The sequence below is a fragment of the Desulfatiglans anilini DSM 4660 genome (genome assembly GCF_000422285.1).
Taxonomy (GTDB): Bacteria; Desulfobacterota; DSM-4660; order Desulfatiglandales; family Desulfatiglandaceae; genus Desulfatiglans; species Desulfatiglans anilini.
Map to the genome: position 1 here is coordinate 1 of NZ_AULM01000050.1, position 21048 is coordinate 21048.

General features: G+C 51.4%; 11 protein-coding genes and 1 pseudogene. 10 read left to right on the forward strand and 2 right to left on the reverse strand.

Features of this window, described 5'->3' with window-relative positions; translation table 11 throughout:
* Nucleotides 1-213, reverse strand: a 213-nt coding sequence (locus tag H567_RS28045; protein WP_315861796.1) for an IS1634 family transposase N-terminal domain-related protein, incomplete at its 3' end; no start/stop codon positions are given.
* A gap of 158 nt (nt 214-371) precedes the next feature.
* Between H567_RS28045 and H567_RS28745 the strand changes: the two are divergent.
* The 10 genes and pseudogenes from H567_RS28745 to H567_RS28760 all read left to right on the forward strand — a co-directional run.
* Nucleotides 372-2081 (forward strand): annotated as a pseudogene (locus H567_RS28745) (DUF1156 domain-containing protein); the annotation flags it as partial.
* Nucleotides 2082-2084: 3 nt separating this feature from the next.
* A complete protein-coding gene (locus H567_RS0119135; RefSeq protein ID WP_028322621.1) occupies nt 2085-5429 on the forward strand; it encodes a Swt1 family HEPN domain-containing protein in 3345 nt (1114 codons plus the stop codon).
* Between the two features lie 134 nt (nt 5430-5563).
* Nucleotides 5564-6178 carry a hypothetical protein gene (locus H567_RS28750; RefSeq protein ID WP_153306275.1) on the forward strand — a complete coding sequence of 205 codons (615 nt, stop codon included), beginning with the start codon at nt 5564-5566 and terminating at the stop codon, nt 6176-6178.
* Nucleotides 6179-6191: 13 nt separating this feature from the next.
* Entirely contained in the window at nt 6192-6836 is a 645-nt protein-coding gene (locus H567_RS28755; RefSeq protein WP_153306276.1) for a hypothetical protein, read from the forward strand.
* Between the two features lie 468 nt (nt 6837-7304).
* Nucleotides 7305-10751 (forward strand): AAA domain-containing protein, encoded by a 3447-nt coding sequence (locus H567_RS0119145; RefSeq protein ID WP_084517587.1) that lies wholly within the window; start codon nt 7305-7307, stop codon nt 10749-10751.
* Nucleotides 10748-12316: a hypothetical protein gene (locus tag H567_RS0119150; protein ID WP_153306277.1), complete on the forward strand. Its 1569-nt coding sequence runs from the start codon at nt 10748-10750 to the stop codon at nt 12314-12316. The genes H567_RS0119145 and H567_RS0119150 overlap by 4 nt, the downstream gene beginning before the upstream one ends.
* A 20-nt stretch (nt 12317-12336) precedes the next feature.
* Nucleotides 12337-14652 carry a DUF8727 domain-containing protein gene (locus H567_RS27515; RefSeq protein ID WP_028322624.1) on the forward strand — a complete coding sequence of 772 codons (2316 nt, stop codon included), beginning with the start codon at nt 12337-12339 and terminating at the stop codon, nt 14650-14652.
* A 3-nt stretch (nt 14653-14655) separates the two neighbouring features.
* Nucleotides 14656-16401: a DUF2357 domain-containing protein gene (locus H567_RS0119160; protein ID WP_028322625.1), complete on the forward strand. Its 1746-nt coding sequence runs from the start codon at nt 14656-14658 to the stop codon at nt 16399-16401.
* A complete protein-coding gene (locus tag H567_RS0119165; RefSeq protein ID WP_028322626.1) occupies nt 16398-19001 on the forward strand; it encodes a hypothetical protein in 2604 nt (867 codons plus the stop codon). Before H567_RS0119160 ends, H567_RS0119165 begins: the two co-directional genes overlap by 4 nt.
* A 686-nt stretch (nt 19002-19687) precedes the next feature.
* Nucleotides 19688-20779: a hypothetical protein gene (locus H567_RS28760; RefSeq protein WP_153306278.1), complete on the forward strand. Its 1092-nt coding sequence runs from the start codon at nt 19688-19690 to the stop codon at nt 20777-20779.
* Nucleotides 20780-20823: 44 nt separating this feature from the next.
* Here H567_RS28760 and H567_RS0119175 read toward each other — a convergent pair.
* Nucleotides 20824-21048: transposase domain-containing protein (locus H567_RS0119175; protein ID WP_028322628.1), on the reverse strand; the 225-nt coding region annotated here is incomplete at its 5' end.

The following is a 21048-nucleotide window of genomic DNA, read 5'->3' on the forward strand; positions in this document are numbered from 1 at the left end:
TCCGCCCACTTCCAACTCGAGCCCGCAGGCGCGCGCAATCGATTGGCACAGGCGCATCATGGCATCACGGTCGATCAAGTCAGCCCGCCCGAAATTATGAATGATCTGGGCGGTCGGTTTGTGCGTCTCAGGGTGGCGAACGTTATGCGCGAGCTGGAGGTACTCGACCACGGAGCCGTCTCGATTTTTGCGTTTGGTCGTTCGAATAAACATATCTACGTGGTTACCATATACCACATAGCATGTCAATATGATAACGATCAAGTCGTGTTACTACAGGTTTTTGCGGTTTTTCAGATGCCCCCCTTGATTTTATTAGGAAAATCCGGCTTCGGAGGCCAAAAAGTGCCTACTGAGCCGGAACTCAGGTTCCGGATAACAATTTGCCCGTGAACCCTCGTGATTTTAAAACCCCAAATTATGGACTCAACACCTTTGGTGATCTTTTCGCCCCCCGTCAGCTTGTCGCCCTGACGACTTTTTCGGATTTGGTGCAGGAGGCACGGGAGAAGGTCAAGGCTGATGCCATCGCAGTTGGGATGAAGGATGATGAGAAAGGAATTGATGCTGGCGGCACCGGTGCTGAGGCTTATGCGGATGCGGTTTCAGTGTATTTAGCTTTTGCCGTAGATAAGGGAGCTAATTACTGGTCAACGATCTGTTCGTGGCATTCCGGACGCGATACGGTGACGAGCACATTTGGGCGCCAAGCAATTCCCATGGTATGGGATTTTACTGAGGCGAATCCCTTCAGTGATTCATCCGGTAACTATTTGGCTGGGATTGACCAGGCGAGACGCCAACTCCTTACTGTTCCGTCATCGCTTATAGGGAAATCAGTACAGATTGACGCGGCTTCACAAGTTATGAGTGAAGGGAAAGTTGTGTCAACTGATCCACCTTATTATGATAACATTGGTTACGCAGACCTATCAGATTATTTCTATGTTTGGCTACGCCGTTCTATCAAGAATATTTACCCGCAACTCTTTGCAACTCTAGCTGTGCCTAAAGCGAAGGAACTGGTGGCTACCCCCTATCGCCACGGAAATAAGGAAAATGCTGAGTATTTCTTCCTAAACGGAATGAAGAGTGCGATGAGTCAGATGGGTAATCAGTCTCATTCGGCTTTCCCAGCCACAATTTTCTACGCCTTTAAACAATCCGAAACACAAAAAGAGGGAACTGCATCAACAGGATGGGAAACCTTTCTTGATGCATTAATTCAAGTCGGTTTTTCTATAACTGGAACTTGGCCTATGCGTACCGAATACACAGGCAATTTAAAAAAAAATATGAGCGCTCTCGCTTCCAGCATCGTTCTCGTCTGCCGCCCACGCAAAACCGATGCCCCTACCGCCACCCGCCGCGAATTCCTGACTGCCCTGAAAACCGAATTGCCCGTGGCCTTGAAACTCCTCCAGCGCGGCAACATCGCCCCGGTGGACCTGGCGCAGGCTGCCATTGGGCCCGGCATGGCCGTTTACACCCGCTATGGCAAGGTTCTCGATGCCGAAGGGAAGCCTCTTTCTGTCCGAGAAGCCCTGGCCCTCATCAACCAGACACTGGACGAAGTCTTAGCCGAGCAAGAAGGAGACTTCGATTCCGACAGCCGCTGGGCCTTGGCATGGTTCGAACAGTACCGGTTTGGGGAGGGCGAATACGGCGTAGCCGAAACCCTCTCGAAAGCGAAGAATACCAGCGTTGCGGGAATGGTGGACGCAGGGATCCTCGCCTCGAAAGGGGGTAAGGTGCATCTATTCAAACCGGCCGATTTGCCGGCCGACTGGGATCCGACCCAGGACAAGCGCCTGACGGTCTGGGAAATGGTCCACCATCTGATTGGAGCCCTAGAAACTGGCGGCGAACCTGCTGCGGCCGAGCTCGTTGCCCGGCTTGGAAGTAAAGCCGAAGGGGCGCGGGAACTCGCCTACCGTCTTTACACCATCTGCGAACGGAAGAAATGGGCGCAGGAGGCCCTTTCCTACAACGGGCTCGTGCAGAGTTGGCCGGAAATCAACCGGCTGGCTCAGGAACGCTCTGGCGCAGCGATGAAACAGACCAGTTACCTGGAGGAATAATCCATGGCCATGACCAACCACGAACGTGTCGGAAAGGCTCTGGAGATGCTCAAAGCGGGGCTTGCCCCTTTCATCGAGCGGGAAATGAAGAGCATCTACCGTGAGAGCGCACAAGCCCAGACCATTAACTTCATGGGGGATGACAGGCTGCTTGCCGGAAAATCCGTTAGCCAGTGGGACGTGGCAGCACTCCTGAAGCTCATGTGGGCAGCCTGGAATAGCGTTTTCGGGAGGACCCTCGGGCCGGTCGAGCGCAGCCTGGTAAGCGAGCTCAGGGACTACCGGAACAAATGGGCCCACCAGGAGGCCTTCTCGAGCGACGATGCCTACCGCGTCATGGACTCGGCCGGCCGCCTGCTGACGGCGGTGTCCGCCCCGCAAAGCGTTGATATTGAAAAGATGAAGATGGAGCTTCTCCGCCTGCGCTTCGATGAGCAGGTAAGGGGAGAAAAGCGGAAAAGCGCCGGCACGGCCATCGAAACCCAGGCCACGGGGGCCCTCAAACCCTGGCGGGAAGTGGTAAACCCGCACCCGGATGTGGCAAGCGGACGATACCAGCAGGCGGAATTCGCCGCTGACCTTTGGCAGGTGCACCTGGGCGAGGGGACAGCCGAGTATAAGGACCCGGCCGAGTTTTTCAGACGCACCTATCTTACGGTCAGCCTGAAAGAACTCCTGGTCGGTGCAGTGAGAAGGCTGAGCGGTATTGGAGGTGACCCGGTTGTACAGCTCCAGACAAACTTCGGGGGCGGGAAAACGCACTCCATGCTGGCGCTCTACCACCTCTTCTCAGGCATAACGCCAGGGAACCTCCTCGGGATCGACGCCGTGATGAAGGAAGCAGGGATTACAACCCTGCCCGCCGTAAATCGGGTGGTCCTCGTAGGGAATAAAATCTCCCCCGGAAACCCGGTGACAAAACCTGACGGGACGGTGATCCGGACGCTTTGGGGGGAACTTGCCTGGCAGCTCGGAGGGAAAAAAGCCTATCAGCGCATTGCCGCCGACGATGAGAAAGCCACGAGCCCCGGGGATGTTCTCCGGGAACTCCTCAAGGAGTATGGCCCTTCGATGGTTCTTATCGATGAGTGGGTCGCCTATGCACGGCAGCTCCATGACCACGATGATCTTCCAGCGGGCACGTTCGAGACGCAGTTCTCTTTTGCGCAAGTCCTGACCGAATCGGCGAAACTTGCTGGGAATTGCCTGCTCGTGATCAGCATCCCGGCATCGGATACCACCGGATCGCCCCATGCCAGGGCTGACGATGCCGAGGTGGGAGGCGTCCGCGGGCGAGAGGCCCTTGACCGCCTCCGCAATGTCGTCGGGCGCCTCGAGTCTTCCTGGCGGCCGGCAAGCGCTGAAGAGGGCTTCGAGATCGTGAGGCGGCGCCTTTTCGAACCACTCGTAACCGCTGAGCAGTTCAAACACCGCGATGTAGTCGCGCGCGGTTTTTTTGACCTCTACCGGACACAGCACCAGGAATTTCCGCCCGAATGCCGGGACCCCGAATATGAGCAGCGCCTCAAGGCCGCCTACCCGATCCATCCCGAAGTTTTCGACCGGCTCTATACCGACTGGTCGACCCTAGTCAAATTCCAACGCACCCGGGGGGTGCTGCGCCTGATGGCCTCGGTCATCCATTCCCTCTGGGAGAAGGGGGATCGGAACCCCCTGATCATGCCCTCTCTTATCCCGATCGATGATCAGAGGGTGCAGTTCGAACTGACACGCTACTTGTCAGATAACTGGGTGCCGGTGATTGAAAAGGACGTGGATGGCCCGAATGCTCTCCCACTCCGAATTGACGGTGAGTTGCCGAACCTCGGCAAATTTGCCGCCTGCCGCCGGGTGGCCCGTACGATCTACATGGGATCGGCGCCCACCTCGGGAGTAGCTAACCGCGGCATTGAAGACAGAAGGGTGAAACTCGGCTGTGTAATCCCGGGGGAATCCCCCGCCGTCTTCGGGGACGCCCTCCGCCGCCTTGCCTCAACAGCTACCTACCTTTACCAGGACGGCCCCCGGGTCTGGTACTCGACCCAGCCTACGGTGACAAAGCTTGCCGAAGACCGCGCCGATCAGCTGAAGCGAGACCCTGACAAGGTGGCAATGGAGATGGAAAAACGCCTGCGGGAAAGCCTCACCAAGCGGGGAGACTTCCCTCGCATTCACCCTATGCCCCGCACGGGAGCGGATATCCCGGACGATCTCGATACCCGTCTGGTGGTGCTTGGCCCCGACTATCCATACAGCAAGGACCCTGGGAACGAGGCCATCAAAGCCGCCAAAGCCCTATATGAGTCCCGGGGAACAACCCCCCGACTTTTCCGAAACACGCTTGTTTTCCTCGCCCCCGACAGCGCTCGGCTGCAGGACTTGGACGATGCTGTGCGAAGATATCTTGCCTGGGAATCGATCCTCCTCGAGAAGGATGCCCTTGATCTTTCCCCCCACCAGGTAAAACAGGCCGAGACCCAAAAGCAGTCGGCTGATAGTACCGTGGTTGCGCGGCTCCCCGAAACCTACCAGTGGCTGATCGTTCCGGTGCAGAATTCTCCGCAGGGTCCAGTGGAGTGGCAGGCCACTCGACTCACCGGTCAGGAGCCCTTGGCGGTTCGTGCGAGCAAGAAGCTCAAGAACGAGGAACTTCTGGTCACCACCCTTGCTGGCACTCGACTCCGCCTCGAGATGGACCGCGTACCGCTCTGGAGGGGTAACCATGTGGCCATCCGGCAACTTGTCGAAGACTTTGCCAAATACCCCTACCTCCCAAGACTTTCCGAACCCTCGGTGCTCCTGAACGCGATCACCGACGGGCTAGGTCTGATTACCTGGGAATACGATTCCTTTGCGTATGCAGATAGCTTTGACGAGGTGGCAGGAAGGTATCGTGGGTTAGTGCAGACAGCTCAACGAAAGTCCTTTTCGGACTTGAATACACCAGGACTGCTAGTCAAACCAGACGTGGCTAAAAGTCAAATTCATGCCGAAAAGGAATCTTCACCACCCTGCGGAGGATGGTCTGATGGGGACGGCGAGGGTTCAAAGAAAAGCCCTCCCACAGACAAACCAGACGAAAAATCCTCGGCAGTTGCAACAGAACCTTCAAAGCCGAAACGTTTGCACGGTAGCGTAGAGTTGGAGCCTTTCCGTGTAGGGCGTGATGCCGGCCGGATCGCTGAGGAAGTTATCGCGCATATGGCAGGGCTCAATGGGGCACAAGTGAAGGTTACTTTGGAAATAGAAGCGACATTTCCTGAAGGGGTCCCCGAACAAATTATTAGGACAGTTACAGAAAACAGTGTTGCTTTGAGATTCATTGCTCATGGATTTGAGCGAAGCTAAAACCTAAAGCAAATAGATTGCTATTCTATAATATTAATGCATGGTTTAATTCTTTGAATATTTTATTTTAATTTAATAGGAGATATTCATTTTAATTTTATTCAATGCGGCACATTGAGTTTATGGAGGATTTTATGTTCAAATTTATCGTTTTATTATCGTCACTGATTTGTAGTAATTTTATTTTTTCTGGTTGCTCTATAAAAGTATCATCCAATTATTCTCCATCTATTCTTCTTGATGGTGAAGGTTATCTGACTATAGGTGATTTTAAATATGTGCCAAATGGGTTTGAGTTTGATGAAAAAGAAGGAAAATATTGCAGCACATGGACAGATGCAAACAATAATAAATTTGTTGATTGTTTGGAACCATATGAAATCGATACTGGGCCTGGATTAAGTCCAGTTTACCTTGATACTTCTGTTTCAGAATTTGTTTCCGACGCAATAAAAAAGGAACTAAAATTTATCGGTTATAAAAATACTTCGGATGCAAACGTGAAAATTACAGGTGAAATTCGCGAGATATCTATTGACTACATAGGGTTTTCAACAGTTGATTTTATTACGAAAATTTATTTTCAAATAAGTGACAAATCCAATGCCATTTTATTTACAAAAGATTGTGAAGGTATATATAAATCAAGTAAATGGACTACTATGGAGCTAAATTCTGGCATATATGCTTCACTTTCAAAATGCATTGAAGATTTTGTAAGATCAGCACAAGGAAATGGGGTCCTCTAAAGATTTATAATCGATGAGCCAAATGATAAAAATTAAAAAATTTCCTTTCTGCGTATTTATTGGAATATTATGTTCTTGTGCTTATCATACCACTTTCAATTTAAAAGAACTTAATAGTTCAAATTGCATTGAATATGATGACGATAATATCATTGTGCGCGTCAAGCCATTTGTTAATAGAGATGAATTGATTGATACATTTGGATGTGATTTAGTAGGAGGAGGTATACTTCCCGTCCAAGTATATATTTTTAATGAATTGCCATATGCTATTGGCATAAACAAAGATAATTTTATATTATCTGAACCTAATAGAAAGAGTTTTGCTGGAACAAACGCAGAAACAATTTTTGAAAGAGCAAAGGACGAATATTGGTCTACAGCCGTTTGGACTGCAGCCTTTGGGGTATGGGGATTTTTGGCATCAGCTGGTACTATCGCTGATTCTCGAATAAAGCTTGATGCAGATTTGCAGTCCAAAAGTTTTAAATCGGGGACGATTGCTGCAAATGGATCGAGTGGTGGTATTGTCTTTTTTGAAATTGAAAAAGGAAAAAGAAATTTAGATAATTTGTTTTTGACATTTCCGGTATTTTCCCGCAAATCAGAGAAAAACTTCCTGATAAAGATGTCATTAGCGTGTGATCAATGTTATTGACTTTAGTTATGGCATGCATAGCGGTTATTTTCAGTTTCAGTCCCCTGTTTCTGGGATTCTTCCGGTTCGTTCGGACAATCGGCAAAGATTTTCCGAGCAGCGAAAGGAGGCTTCGAAGGATTTTGGTAATCTCTTTTCGAGTAAAGACGAGGACGAAAAACCGCCCATATCATATCAAAATGACCAAAGGTTTGTACTACAACCTACACCCTTATCCGCTGCCATATGAATGAACAAACCGTCGGCGAGCGATGCGGGGATACAGTAATTTATCGCATGGCGTGTGTCATTTTCATTGACACATTCCGCATGGCGGAGTTTCAGCAGCACGACATAGAAACGGAGGGTACTCCACATCTGCTCGATCAGAAGGATGGACTCGTTTGAAGATTACAGATGTATAAACCGCTTTCCAGCCACTAAAAATAACCGTTCGATGTTATTAGGAAAAATTCAGAAGCTGAAAGAATGCAGCTAGACCCACAAACTAAAAGCAACCATGATATTCTAGAAGTCCTTAAAGAATCTCCGCGTCCTCTGGGATTTCGCCAAATCAAATCCAGGCTGCGCCGATCGGGACCAATTCCTGAATATTTGGTTTTAAGAGAGCTGCGTGACCTGCTTCACCAAGGTGATGTGGAGTTTCGCAATGGAGCCTGGACCGTGGCAGGAGCACCTGTCAAGGGGGCCTATCCACATTCATTTTCCTTGCCCGCTCTCTCCCGGGAAACCCACAAAGAGCTTTGGGCGGATATCCCCTGGAGCGCTCCCGGTGTAGGAGAAGGCCCTTCTCCGCACACGGCTGGCGGGCGCTGGGGGCTGTTTCGCCGGCTTATGAGCTACTACATCCAGTGTGTTCGGAACGAGGAAGGAGCAGATGCCTCTGCCTTTTTGAATCAGTTGGGCCAGACTTTCATATACCTGCGCCGATTAGGCTTCTGGCAGCCTTGTCCTGGCGTGAGGTGGCAAATGACTCAACCGATAGGGCCTCACATGTCGGAGTTCTTGAAGGCTCTGCCCGCATCAACTGATGATAGCCACGTTGTTATAGGTTACCCACTGGCTGGACATTGCAAACAGGGTGAGGACGGTCTTTTCACAAGCATCGTCCGGCCAGTCTTTTACTACCCCGTACAGGCGGAGATAGTCGGACAGGGATTGCGGCTGACCATTGAAACCCCTGTTCCAGAGGTGAATCTCAGCTGGCTGGAGTATTCATTTTCGAAAAATGCTGAACGGCAGCGAAACTTCCTTTCAGCATGCGGGTTTATGCGGGTCCAGGCGGACGATGAAGCCCCGCCCGCGCGCGAGGTGGGCGAAGTCGCCCCGAGTCTGGAGACGCTCACCACCGCCCTCTCTTCATTTTTGCCTGAGAAAACCCGGGAAGTACTGCATTTGTCCGATGTGCCGGGCGATGCATTGAGAGAACCTTTTGAAAGCGGTATATACAACCGAGCTGTGGTCATGCTTGCCAAGCGCACCCGATATAGCAAAGGGCTGCTGCAGGAATTGGCGGCTATTGCCAAGGCGCCGGACTCAGACTTGGACAGAACGGCTCTGGCCCACATCTTTACTGAAAAGGAGACGTCCGGAGAAGATGACCGTGAAAGCACCCTTGGAGAAGGTATGGCGGCGGAAGTGTTTCCGTTCAACGCGGCCCAGCGTCGAGCTGTGGAAGCAATGCTTTCCCACAGCCTCTCGGTGGTTACTGGCCCCCCTGGTACGGGCAAAAGCCAGGTGGTGGCCGGGACAGCGGCCAACGAACGGCTCCAGGGAAATTCTGTGCTCATCTCCAGCCGCAACCATAAAGCCATTGATGCCGTGGTTAACAAGCTTGTCGGTCCCGCCGCCGAAAGTTTGGTGGTCAGAGCAAACTCCAAGGAACTCCCCGACCTGCAAATGACGTTTTCCAAGGCCATCAAGTTGATGATCGTGGCCCAAGCCGATCCGCAGTCACGCTACAAACGATCCTTGGCTATGGAAGACCTGAATAACCGGCTGGCAGAGAGGAGGCTCGAGGCCGCGGCGGCGAAACAGGTTGCTGATTTGGCAGAAGCGCTCGGCACAATTGAAGACAGACTTGCCTACTTATATAGGGAGTTGCCGAGTGAAGCGGCTCAGTTTCTCGATGCCTGCCCGGAAAGTCTTCCCACGCAGGCGCTGCAGCGTACCCTTCAGAGCTTGGACAATGGTGACGGCATCCATCCTTGGCGAAGTCTGGCCATCTTGTTTCACTATGTGCGACTTCGAAAAAGGCTTCGTCGAATTGTCGGCATGCCGCCACTGCCACTATTGTATGGCCGGAAAGCGCGGCGAATGCTGTCGGAAAACATGAAGCTGTTAAAGCAGACAGCCGAATATGCCTCTTTACGCATGACCGCTAAAGAAAAAGAGCGGCAAGCCTCAGGATTCCGGCCCCCGGATGAGATTACCAATACCGTTTCACGCATCAGTGAGCGCATTCGGCAGTTGCTGCCAGAACTGCTTTCACTGGACTTGAAAAGCCGCCAGGGACTGCGCGACGGCGCAGACAGGTCGGAACTGTCAGGACTGCGCTCTGTACTCAACAGCTTGCGGTCAGGGCTTGCTGACGGCAAGCTGGACGACACGGCCATGACCGCGCTGCGCTCGAGTGGGCAGGAGATTTTACACGCCTTCCCCGTTTGGGCAGTGACCAGCCTTTCCATAAACTCCCGAATTCCTTTCTGCCCTGCGCTTTTTGACCTGGCCCTGATCGACGAAGCCAGTCAATCGGACATCCCTTCGGCCATCCCTGTTATGTTTCGCGCCCGGCGGGTGGGAGTTATAGGCGATCCATCGCAGCTGACACATACATCCAAGTTGAGCCCGGCAAAGGACACCTTTCTGCGTCGCGATTTGGGGCTGGAACGCCTGGAAGACCAGCGATTCGCCTATACACAGAGTTCCCTCTACGACCTCTGCGCTGGGGCAAGAAAGGTTGAGCCCATATTTCTGGATACAACCTACCGCAGTGCACAGTGCATTGCCGATTATTCCAGCGGGCTTTTCTATGGCGGCAGGTTACGTGTAGGGACATGTAGCGAAGGGCTTTTGACCCCAAGAGACATGAAAGTCGGCATCCACTGGACAGAGATCCAGGGGGAGGTCAAAAGTGCAGGGGGCAGCGGTTGCTATTGCGAGGAGGAAATTAAAGAAGTGGTGCGCTTGGTCCGGGATTTCCTCGAAGATCGGCAGTTTCCTGGCACTTTAGGGGTGGTCACGCCGTTCAGGCAGCAAGCCAATCGCATCCTGGATGTGATCACTCAAGGCGGCGTCACGTATGACGCGTTCGTCAAAGCAAAGCTGCATGTGGACACTGCCCATGGGTTTCAGGGTGACGAACGCGACGTCATTCTGTTTAGCTTGTGCGGTGGGCCGGGCATGCCTGGTGGCTCGCGGCACTTCTTGCAGGAAACGGGCAACCTCTTCAATGTGGCAGTAAGTAGAGCGCGTGCGGTACTGCATGTGGTAGGCAACAGACAATGGGCGATGAAATGTGGCATTCGCCACGTGGAACTCCTGGCCCGGCCCCAGCAGCTCACGGAAACGCATCACCCTGCGGGCCCGTGGCATCCGCACGAGTCCCCTTACGAGAAGATGCTTTTTGATGCTCTGAAAGAAGCGGGGCTAGATCCCATGCCGCAATTCCCCGTGCGGTATCGACGGCTTGACATGGCCTTGATCAGGCAAGGGTCGCCGGCGTTCAAGCTGGACATAGAGGTGGACGGGGACTGCCACCGCAATCCAGACGGATCTCGGAAGCAGGACGACCTTTGGCGAGACATCGAACTCAAGGGCATGGGCTGGAAAGTAGTCCGGTTCTGGACCTATCAGCTACGCGAAAATCTCCTCGGCTGCGTGGCGAAAATCAAGACCATATGGGAGCGGGCATGAACGATTCCTTCAAGTACGACATTGACAATCAACAGGCCGAACCGGCTGCGCCCGAAAGGCGGCAGGACGCCCCTACTGCACTGGACAAGGCCTTCCCGTCCCTCTGGTTTATGGGGATGGTGATTTTTGTGGTCATCCTGGCGATACTCGCCATGGGCTGGAAAATTTCCGGTTTGGAAGATGAGCGGGTGTCCCTAAAGCTTTCTCGGCAGGAATTGGAGCATCAGCGGGAAACGCTTGAAAAGGAAAAGGCCCTCTATCAAAAAATCAATGAGGAACTTCCTGTATTGATACAACAGAGGGAAACATTGGGCGCCGAAATTGCCACGCTGGAGGGCGAGCTGAAGGTGCAGCAGATCAATTTTGAGACCATAACAAGAGATTTGACAAGAGCTCAGGAGGCATTGGACGATACCCAACGCAAAACCACAAAAGCGGCCAAGGACAGAGAACAGGCGCTTGCTGAGTTCCAAAACCTAAATTCCAAGGCGCATGAATCGCAGAGTCTTGTGGAGCAGTTGACCAAGGAAGCGGTTGCCCTGCGGGGTAGCGTGGAAGGACTCACAAAGGATCGAGAGACTTTGGAAAATGCCGTGGCACAATTGCGCAAGAGCAAAGGTGAGCTAGAGGCAGAGGTCGCCAGTCTGGAAAGCCGTGTCAAACAAAAAATGGCCGATCTAGAGCGCTATGCCGAAGATGAGAAGGCTTTCGCCCGGTTATCAGATGGATTTCAGATTGTTTTGAAAAAAATGCAGGATTCCAGCATCCAGGCGGATAGATCCGTTTCTGCGCTGGATCAAGAGGCTGAAGGTTTGAAAACGGCTGCCGGAACGATCAAGGAGACTTCGCTTTCGCTCAAGGACGTCACGACATTTTTGGAGACACAGAATAGTGCTTTGAATGAAAGCGTGAAGGACATCACCGCAGCAGTCCAAAAGGCCGAGGAAGGCGTTAGTGAAATGCAGACGGCTGGCAAGGGCTTCACCGAGGCCAACGAGCGTATGGGGGGCATGGCAAAGGAAGCCGAGACGACACTTAAAGAATTGGGGTCCGTCCAGCGCCATTTGCTATCAGTGGCACATAAGCTGGAGACGGCGGTGGGAGAACTGGATAGAGGTGTTAAAGCAGCGGAAAGCCAAGTGGCCAGTCTGGAGAAAAGCGCAAGAAACACAGATCCAGCTGTTGAGTCATTGCAGCAGACAAGCCAAGGCATAAAGGAAGAATACAATGGTATCAAGCAGTCGCGCCAGGCATTTGCCGCTTTGGTTACAGGCCAGCAGGAAGCCGCTGGGCAGCTTCTTGAAGCGACAAAGAGTCTGCAGGCACAGGTCTCTGCCCTGGTAACGGCGGAAGGTGGCATCGACCAGATAGAGGAGTCCCTGGTCGGCCAATCCCGTAAATTGGAAACCATGCTTCAGGGGCTTTCCGCATTGAAGAGCAGACTTGAGGTACTTATCGCTTCGCTGGAACGAGCGCCTGCAGTGCCCCAACCTTCAAACGATCAACAAACAGGTACCGAACAGAATGGTAGCCAACTGTCCCCGAATGCTGGGCAACTCCAATAATTAAAGAAACGGTGCAAGACATGACTTCTTTATCCATCATACCCTCCGGCCTCTGGATCCTATCGGCAGGACTGACCATCGTCGTCCTTGTCATAATGTTTGGTTTCTACGCCCACTGGTGGCGTCGCCAACGCGCCTTTTTAAAGGATGCCGGCGATGTAGCCCAACTATCCGCCCGCAAACAGCAACTGGAGGCCGACGTCCGCGCCATCCGGGAATGGATCATTCACCAAAAGGCTGAGCTGCAACGACTGAACTCCGAGCGAGATGAACAGGAAAGGGTTCGGGGTTTGCTTACCGACCTCGAGCAGCGGTGCCTAAAGCAGGATCAGGAAAACGAGACACTACGCAAGGAAGTGGGCGAACTGGAAAATCAAAGGTATCTTCTTTCTCAAACGAATGGGATGTTGGACCAAAAGATCACGGGGCTTGAAAAGGATGTAAAGGAGCTAGAAGTCAAAAAAGCGGAAGCCGAAGGCATTGAGCATCGTCTGGTTGAGCTCCGGCGTGAGCGCGACGAGCTCGCACAGGCGCTCCACGACAAAGCCGAAACGGAGGCTCACCTTTCGACATTGACTTTGAAAAAAACGCAACTGGAATCATGCATGGAAGAACTTCAGCGGAATATAGCCCCTTTGGAAGAAAAGGTCGCAAATCTTAAAGAAGCTGCGGAAAATACCAGTGGCGAAATATTTTCGAAAAGAAATGAGCTTGATGCGGTATTGCGAGATCTACGGGACCAGCGTGAAGCATTACAAGGAGCGACCACAGAATTGTCTGAAACCCGCGCCCGGATGGAAACCCTAAACAACGAGAGAGCATCCTTGGAAAACCGATTGCATACGCTCACGGATGATATTGATTCGCTCAGTGCGGAAAAACACAGGTCGGCACAACAGGTTGAGCAGGTTCGTGAGCAAGTCATCTCTGCGGAGACGCTTCTTAACAATACTAATGATGAAGTGCAGGAAAAGAAGCACCTGCTGGAGCATATTCGTGAGCGCCTGGAATCCGACGAAATTAAGCTGTCCGGCCTGCAAGCTCACAAGTCATCTCTAGAAAGAGAAATCGAGAAGCTACAAGGGCAAGTAACCGGCAGGGGAGACAATGAACTACATGCTGCCTACGAAGATCTGCTGAATCGAAAGGCAGCTTGTTTCAAGACGAGCGAGTTCGCCTCTACCAAGTGCAATGACGACGAGTATCAAGCCCTGCAACACTTCAAGAACGAGTTGCGTGAGCGTGGGATCTACTTTCCCTCCCGGGTTATCGAAGCTTTCCACACCTCCCTTAAATGCCAGAGCATAAATCCTCTAACCGTACTAGCCGGGGTGTCCGGAACGGGCAAGACTCTGCTGCCAGTAAAGTACGCCGAGCACATGGGCCTGCATTCTTTGGTGATTCCCGTGCAGCCTCGCTGGGATTCGCCACAGGATCTCTTTGGGTTTTACAACTATCTGGAAAGAGAATACAAAGCCACGGAGCTGTCTCGCGCCCTTGTACGTATGGATCCCTACAACTACGATCCCAAGGAGTTTCCCGATCTTGACTATGACTGGCCCAGAGAGCGTGTACTCATGGTGCTGCTGGACGAGATGAATTTAGCTCGTACCGAATATTACTTCAGCGAATTTCTTTCCAAGCTAGAGTTGCGCCGCCTGGTTGAGAACCCGGCAAACCCGGCACACCGCGAAAAGGCGGAAATCGAGCTGGATACTGGTCCAGGCAGCGGCCGCGGCTTTCGCATCTGGGTGCCGGAGAACGTGCTGTTCGTAGGCACCATGAACGAGGATGAAACCACGCAGACCCTTTCCGATAAGGTGCTGGACCGCTCCAACGTGTTGCGGTTCGGAAAGCCAGACGAGCGGCGCAAGGATCCTAAAAGCCGAAATCAGAAAAAAAAGGCTCGCCCCTTTCTCACCCATGATCGGTGGAACGACTGGTGCAAAACGGCTAATGGCAATGATGTATGGCAGTCTAAAATGGAGGATTGGATCCGCCGCTTGAATAACGGACTCGAGAAAGTAGGGCGTCCCTTCGGCTACCGCGTCGAAGACGCCATTGCCTTGTACCTATCCAACTACCCAGATGCTGGCCAGAACGATCGATATAAGCTGGCTTTTGCCGACCAAGTGGAGCAGAAGATTATTCCCAAGTTGCGGGGGTTGGATGTGGGCGAGCCCAATACCATGAACTGCCTGCAGGAGGTCGCCACCGTCATCGATTCGCTTAGTGATGGCGAATTCTCCTCAGCTTTCAGATCTGCCATAGAAGAAAGCAAAAATTTAGGTATGTTCACCTGGCGAGGCGTTACGAGATCCTTAAAGGATGAATAAGCCATGAAGGGCGCCGTTGACGTCCAACTGCATCTATGGCCCTGGTCCGTGGGCAACGGGGACGAATCCTTCAACCTTATCCGCGGCTCTGCCAACGTCCCGTTCTACGGTAGTCCAGTACTATCGGTTTCCGAAAACGCTACTGTTTTGCTGGCCAGGCGCTACGAACGGTTTTTGCCCTTTGGGCCGAAGTTCAAGGCTGTCGATGGAGTCTATCAGCTCTACCAGACGCCCCATGGCGTCGTTGCCCAGAAGGCAGCGTTGCAGAAATATAAAGCGACGGACAACATGGACGACAGCCACAGAAAGACAATTCTGTCCATCCACAGTGAAGAGGGTGTCCGTGAGGTACTTCTATCTACATTGTATGCAGAGGCTAGTGCGCAAAAGGAAGATGTCGGCTGGGCCGAAAGCCGACTTTTCCGAACCATCCTGGCTTGGTCCAATTTCTTCGACGAATGTATTCTGGAGTCCAAAGGCACCCAACGCCAGGGCAAACTGCCATGGTCCAATATCGCGGATTATATAAAAAAGCTCGCCCAGAGTGAAGACGAGCCGCGCATGGCACTCATAGTGCACATTGCAGACGCCATGCGGCAGCATTTACCCAACGTTGTACATGCCGCACGGCGTATCCTTGTTCGGGAGCGTAAGATGATGCCCGCCCCGCGGGTGGCCGAAACTGACAATACTTGTCTGCAATGGTACATGCGACAGCCCGGCACCACCTCCACAGAAAAAGCAGCCGCTAACAGGCACCGGCTTATGGGTGTTTCACGTTACGAATCGCTGGACACTCTGGAGAACAAAGTACTCAAGGACTTTCTGGTTCGTTGCCGCTTGGAGTGCCGGCGTTATCTGAATTTTGACTGCAACCTGAATCAGCGCACGCATTCCGAGCGCGGAAGCAAAGTCAAATCCTTCGGCAACATCTGCGCCGAACTCAGGCAACTGCCGCAGCTCGCGAATATTTCTAGACCTCCAGCCATTCCAAAACCCAATTATGTGCTGCAGAACGACGTCCGCTACAAACGCATATGGAAGTACTACCTCAGACTGCTGCGGCAGGAGGACGAGGAGGATCGATTGTGGGACTGGCAGGCGCGTACCTGGACTGACATCAGCCGCCTATTGGTGAATGCCGCCCTTATGGCCTTGCGTGGCGAAACCGCTGGAAAGGTGGGGTATCGGTTCGAGGAAATCCTGGCTTCAGTATTCGAAATTCTGTTCGAACAGCGGCTGGGCATGCGCATAGAGCGGGGCTCTGAACCCGGTCCTTTTCTCGTTCGCCCTCCTAGGGGGAGGACAGGCAGGGACCTGGCCTTGGAAGTTGTTCATCCCGACCTCGCCGAAGAGCACGGGCTGGTGAGGCACTTTGGGCGTACGGGCGGCCACCTCTACCTGGTGTTCAGCCCGCTGGACGGCTCAAGGCAATCGGTCGTGGTGGTATGGGCAGCGCATACCGCTGCCTGTACGCCTTCTGCTCGACCCTCTTGGCAGACAATTGCAGATTCTGCCGCAAGAGCACTCAAGCGGCACGGTGATTTTCTGAGTGATCGTGCACAGGGCTTCCCTCATCTTTACGCCTTCGTGGTTGCCAGTGATGTGGACGCGCTGAAACCTGATTTGATTACTTCAGAAAATGGGAATGTACATCTTGTCGAGATACCCACCAGTCAGCAGTTTTGGGCTGAGGCGGTGGATTGGATTGCCTTGGTAATCGAAGAAGTATTGGGAAGACTGGTATGACCAGAGTGTATGGCATTTCCGCTTTCGGTTTGAACGACTCTGTTGCCAGTCCGGGCGATGGGTTGAAGAAAAGCGGTTTCTACGTGGCGGACGCAGTGTTGCCTAAACGCGCCCTTGGGCAGATCCGAACCGGCAATGAGGCAGAGCAGGAGCGTGTGCATTCAGGTCTCTATTGGCCTCCAGAGGCGAGGGTCAAGCCCGGTCAACCGCTTCGGCGATTGCCGATCCCGGTGGCCTGGTCGCTGCTGGTGGATGCAGGGGACACAACAGCGCCGGTTCGCTGGAACGCGGGTCATGGTGTATCGATTCCACTCGCAGACATTCTATCGGCCCACGTGCGGGGCCTGATGCATGAGAACGCGTTTGACGCCGATAATGACAGCCGGGCTGTGGTGGCCATCCCCAACCACCTGGACGAGTTCCACCAAGAGGCCATGCTGCAGGCATTCGGCACCGTCAGAGAAAGGATCTCACTGGTCTGGCGTGCTGTGGCTGCAGCTATGCGGTGGCTGGACGAGGCCATGCCTGAGAACCTCGAGCCGGGTGATTGGATGCTCGTGGCATACATGGGTGCGGACGGCATAGAGTTCACATCGTTCGAACTGCGCGAAGAGGTTTGCGAGGGCCGTCGCTTCCTGCTGCCCGTGCGCAATCGTCCCCGCCAATCACCCGGCCCTGCCGGCTGGCAGTGGGCTTGCGCCCTCGCCGTCAAGGCGGACCCCATATGTTCTAAAGATCATGGGGCATTCTGGCAAGCCTTCACCAATTTCCCTGAACTATGGGCTGCCATCGCCGGTCTGCAGTGGAAAACGCAGGAGCTTCCAAGGGCATGGTCCACTGGTAAAGGATGGAGATACTGGCATCCATCCCTGGACCTGTTTGATGAGGCCACCCGTTGCAGTATCGAAGGCGGGGGGCTTTTGCACGAGCTGATCAAAACATCGTGTTCCATTCCTCTTCGCCACCGCGAAAGCAAGGGAAAAACCTGGGGGCTGCACTTGATTGGGTCGTTTAACGAGGCCCTACAGCAGCGCCAAGGCCGCCTGCGCGGGGCGGTTGTCTGCGGGCCGCTCTACACTTCCAAGGCTCAAACATGGCTCCAGGACATCCACATAAATCTGCCTTACTTACAGGAGGCTCGTCCAGATACGCTGTGGCTGCCAAATGCAGTAGTGGACCCTGTCGCCACAGGAGCAAGGCTCTTTGGCCAACGCATAGCTGCGGGGCTTCCTACATACTTGGACACCCTGCCGGGGCTGGCTGTATATGCCGAAAAACCCGGGGGTGGATTAGAGTGGGTAGATGTAGTGGAAGCCAAAGAATGCGCGGGCGGGCAGGCTTATACTCGTAATATACCGGACCGTTTCTTCCTGAAAAAGCAAACCGACGCTTTGCATGTCTATTTGCAAAAGGAGACTCAAGAAAACGATACTGAGACGCCGTACCGCTACGATATAGTTAAATTCCCTTCAATCCCTGATAGAGACGTTAAATTGACAATCGAAGTGGAAATGCGCCCTGCCAGCGGCCTTGCCCGCGTGGTTATTGTTCCTGAAGAAGAGGAGACTTTCCAAGGCAGGGCTAAGATCTTCGATTACTCCAGAATGGAAAAAGTGGATGCAAGGGACCTGCCGGAACCAGCACTAAGATGGCCAGAGACGTTGCACCGCGAGGCTACAATCAGCGAAGACGCCTTTAAAGATTCCAGGTTTATAAGATTCATTGACCTTTCTGATAGTGCTTTACAAAGTGAATTCTTACAAAAATTGGACAACGTGAAAATTGCGCTGTATTCTTCTTTTTGGAATGCAGAAACAAACTCATATGAAATAAAAATTGATGAGAATGGAATTGCTGGATCTCAATACGGAAACGAAGTCATGAAAGCGATCGCCGTCAAAATAGAATCCAGAGCAGACACTTTTCTTCGCAGCCTAATTCCAAATCCCGAAACAGAAAAATACATTGTACGTTCCACTTGGCTCTGGGGGAGAACGCCTAATGGAATAATAGATTATCTGTCTCAGTTTTTTATGATAGATAGTCAAAACAAATATGGCGCAACCTGGAATTATTTTGCTGAATCAGCAAGCAGATGTATGAGAAAAAAGAAAAATTTATCAACACTGTTCAATGCTATATACAAGAGATCTAAAAGCGGAATCAAAAGTCTATCCCCGTTCCCAATACAATCCTCACGCTCTGTGGCGAGGGTATTGGCGTATCGAGAGGATGCCTATGATGCACTGAAAGAGGATATGGCCGTGCATTTCGCCATGCGGGCGGCTGAGGTAATCAGCAAACAGGTTAGAAATAGGAATATCGCGAATAGCTTTTTCGAAGGGGCATTTCTTTTCCTTACACTGCTCAGGTTCAGGATGAAGGAATCTGACTTCATGAACCCGGAAAATAGGAGGGATGCGAATCTGTTCAAAGAAGTTGAGAATAGCATGAAGGAAGCGCGCGCAATTGTCCAAAATAAGCCCAATAGATTAGCGAAGATCGATTGGCTCATTCAGGGAATTGTGGATTTCATGTACTCCAAAGGTCAAAGTGGACTTATTAGTGCTATTGCAAGTGAGGCTGGGGGTGACAAATAAAATGATTCGGGCAGAAAGTTAGACCCAATGTTATAGACTCAAGTCATGGGCTTGAAGGCCGTAGAGATCGACCGCCATTAAGAGCGTGTTGAAAAATCCGCTTTTGACGAGCTGGGGAAAAATGCCTAGATACAAGGCTTGCAAAATCCCGAGGGTTGAGGCGTACTTATTATTATGCCGAAGTGACGAGCGATGGGCAAAACGCAGCAGGTGGCGTTTTTCAACAGCCTGTCAAGCCGTCCGCTCAAAAGGCGCCGCATCAGAAAGGTCGTCCAGGAACTGATATATCTGGGCACGGGGTTGGTCACAAGCGGTCAGCGGTTAAGAATCGTCTTCAACAGACATTGTTTTGTTCTTAAATCCCTCGGGGCTCTGTACAAACGCTTTGCATGAAACTAGATTCGCAAATCAGGAAGTTTCATCAATCAAGATAGGTTATTTGAGGGTGAATCATGCCTAAAAAAACCGCAAAACATAACTATTTATCAATGAGCATCAAAAAAAGACCTAAATACTGAGTGTAGAAGCACCAGAACACTCACTTCTACCGGCGGCCAGACCGCGATATTATGCTTCTGAGCTTTAAACCGGACGACTGTTTACTGGTGTCTGAGGGATTCAGGTGTAAATGATTGCCATGTTAGAAATGTTTTTATATTTGATAATTTTTGTGATGGGGTGGGCAAGTGTTTGAAAAAATTCTAGCAATAATTAGAAAGTTTTTCAATATCCAGTTTTCTAATAAGTTTGCTGATATCGATCCCAATGTTATTGACCTTGATCGTGAAATAAAGGGGCAATATAATGAAATGGTAAGCAAAGGTAAAATACATGTGGAAGGAAATCATGTAAATAAATTATTGGATGAAAAACTGAAAAATGAGCGTGAAGCAAGAATAAATAATGCAAATATGAGGATAAATAATCCCAGTGTATATGTAGAACAATACGAACGCTCTATACGGAAAATTATTTCAGAAGGTGATTCTGCTGTAGCTCGTAATCTACGCAGTATAAGAGATGTTTCAGAGACAGCAGATATATCAAATTCAAATTTAAAAAACAATAATGATAATAAACGGTTACAGCATTATGGTTTAATGGATGCTTTTGAAGATGAAAGACTGAGGAAAGAGCGTGAAGCAAGAATAAATAATGCAAATATGAGGATAAATAATCCCAGTGTATATGCAGAACAATACGAACGCTCTATAAGGAAAATTATTTCAGAAGGTGATTCTGCTGTAGCTCGCAATCTACGCAGTATAAGGAATGTGTCAGAAGAAGGGGATATATCAAATGCCAATATAAACGCTAATGGGGGAAAAAAATTGTTAAAACATTATGGTTTAATAGATGCTTTTGAAGATGAAAGACTGAGGAAAGAGCGCGAAGCAAGAATAAATGATGCAAATATGAGAATAAAGATTTCTAGCCTTTATAGAATTAATCTAGAACGTTCTATACAAAAAATTATTTCTGAGGGCGATTCTGTTGTAGCTCGTAATCTAGATAACATTAGATCTTCTAGCGTCTCAGAGGGTCAATGGCCAGCTCTCAGTTGGATCGATGAAATTAGAAAGACTTCATCGCGTCACAAGATTCCAAGAATAAAGAAATTTAGTTGGTATATAAGATCGCAAGTCAGGTTGGAGGTGGCAGAGAGAGATGGGGGGTGTTGTGCGTTCTGTGGTAGTACTGAGAACCGTGTCCTTTCGGCAGGCGTGCAGAGGTCAATAAATTTTCGGCATGTAAAATTTTTTAGCGTGCGAGGATGAAGCGGAGGCCGGGAGACCCCAAGGGGCCCCCGGCCGGGATGGGGTTAGCGGGTTTGATCCTGGTAATGCCACGGCATGAAGGTGTGCGGGGAGGACTGCAGGGCTTTGGTATTCTTCAGGAGCCATGTGAGGTAGTCGAGCGGATTGACGCCTGAAAGTTGACAGGTGTGGATGAGGCTCATGAAGAGATCCCCGACATAGGCGCCGCGTTGCGTCTTGTAGAAGAGGGAGTTTTTCCGGTGTAGGATGGCGAACTTCAGGGCCCTTTC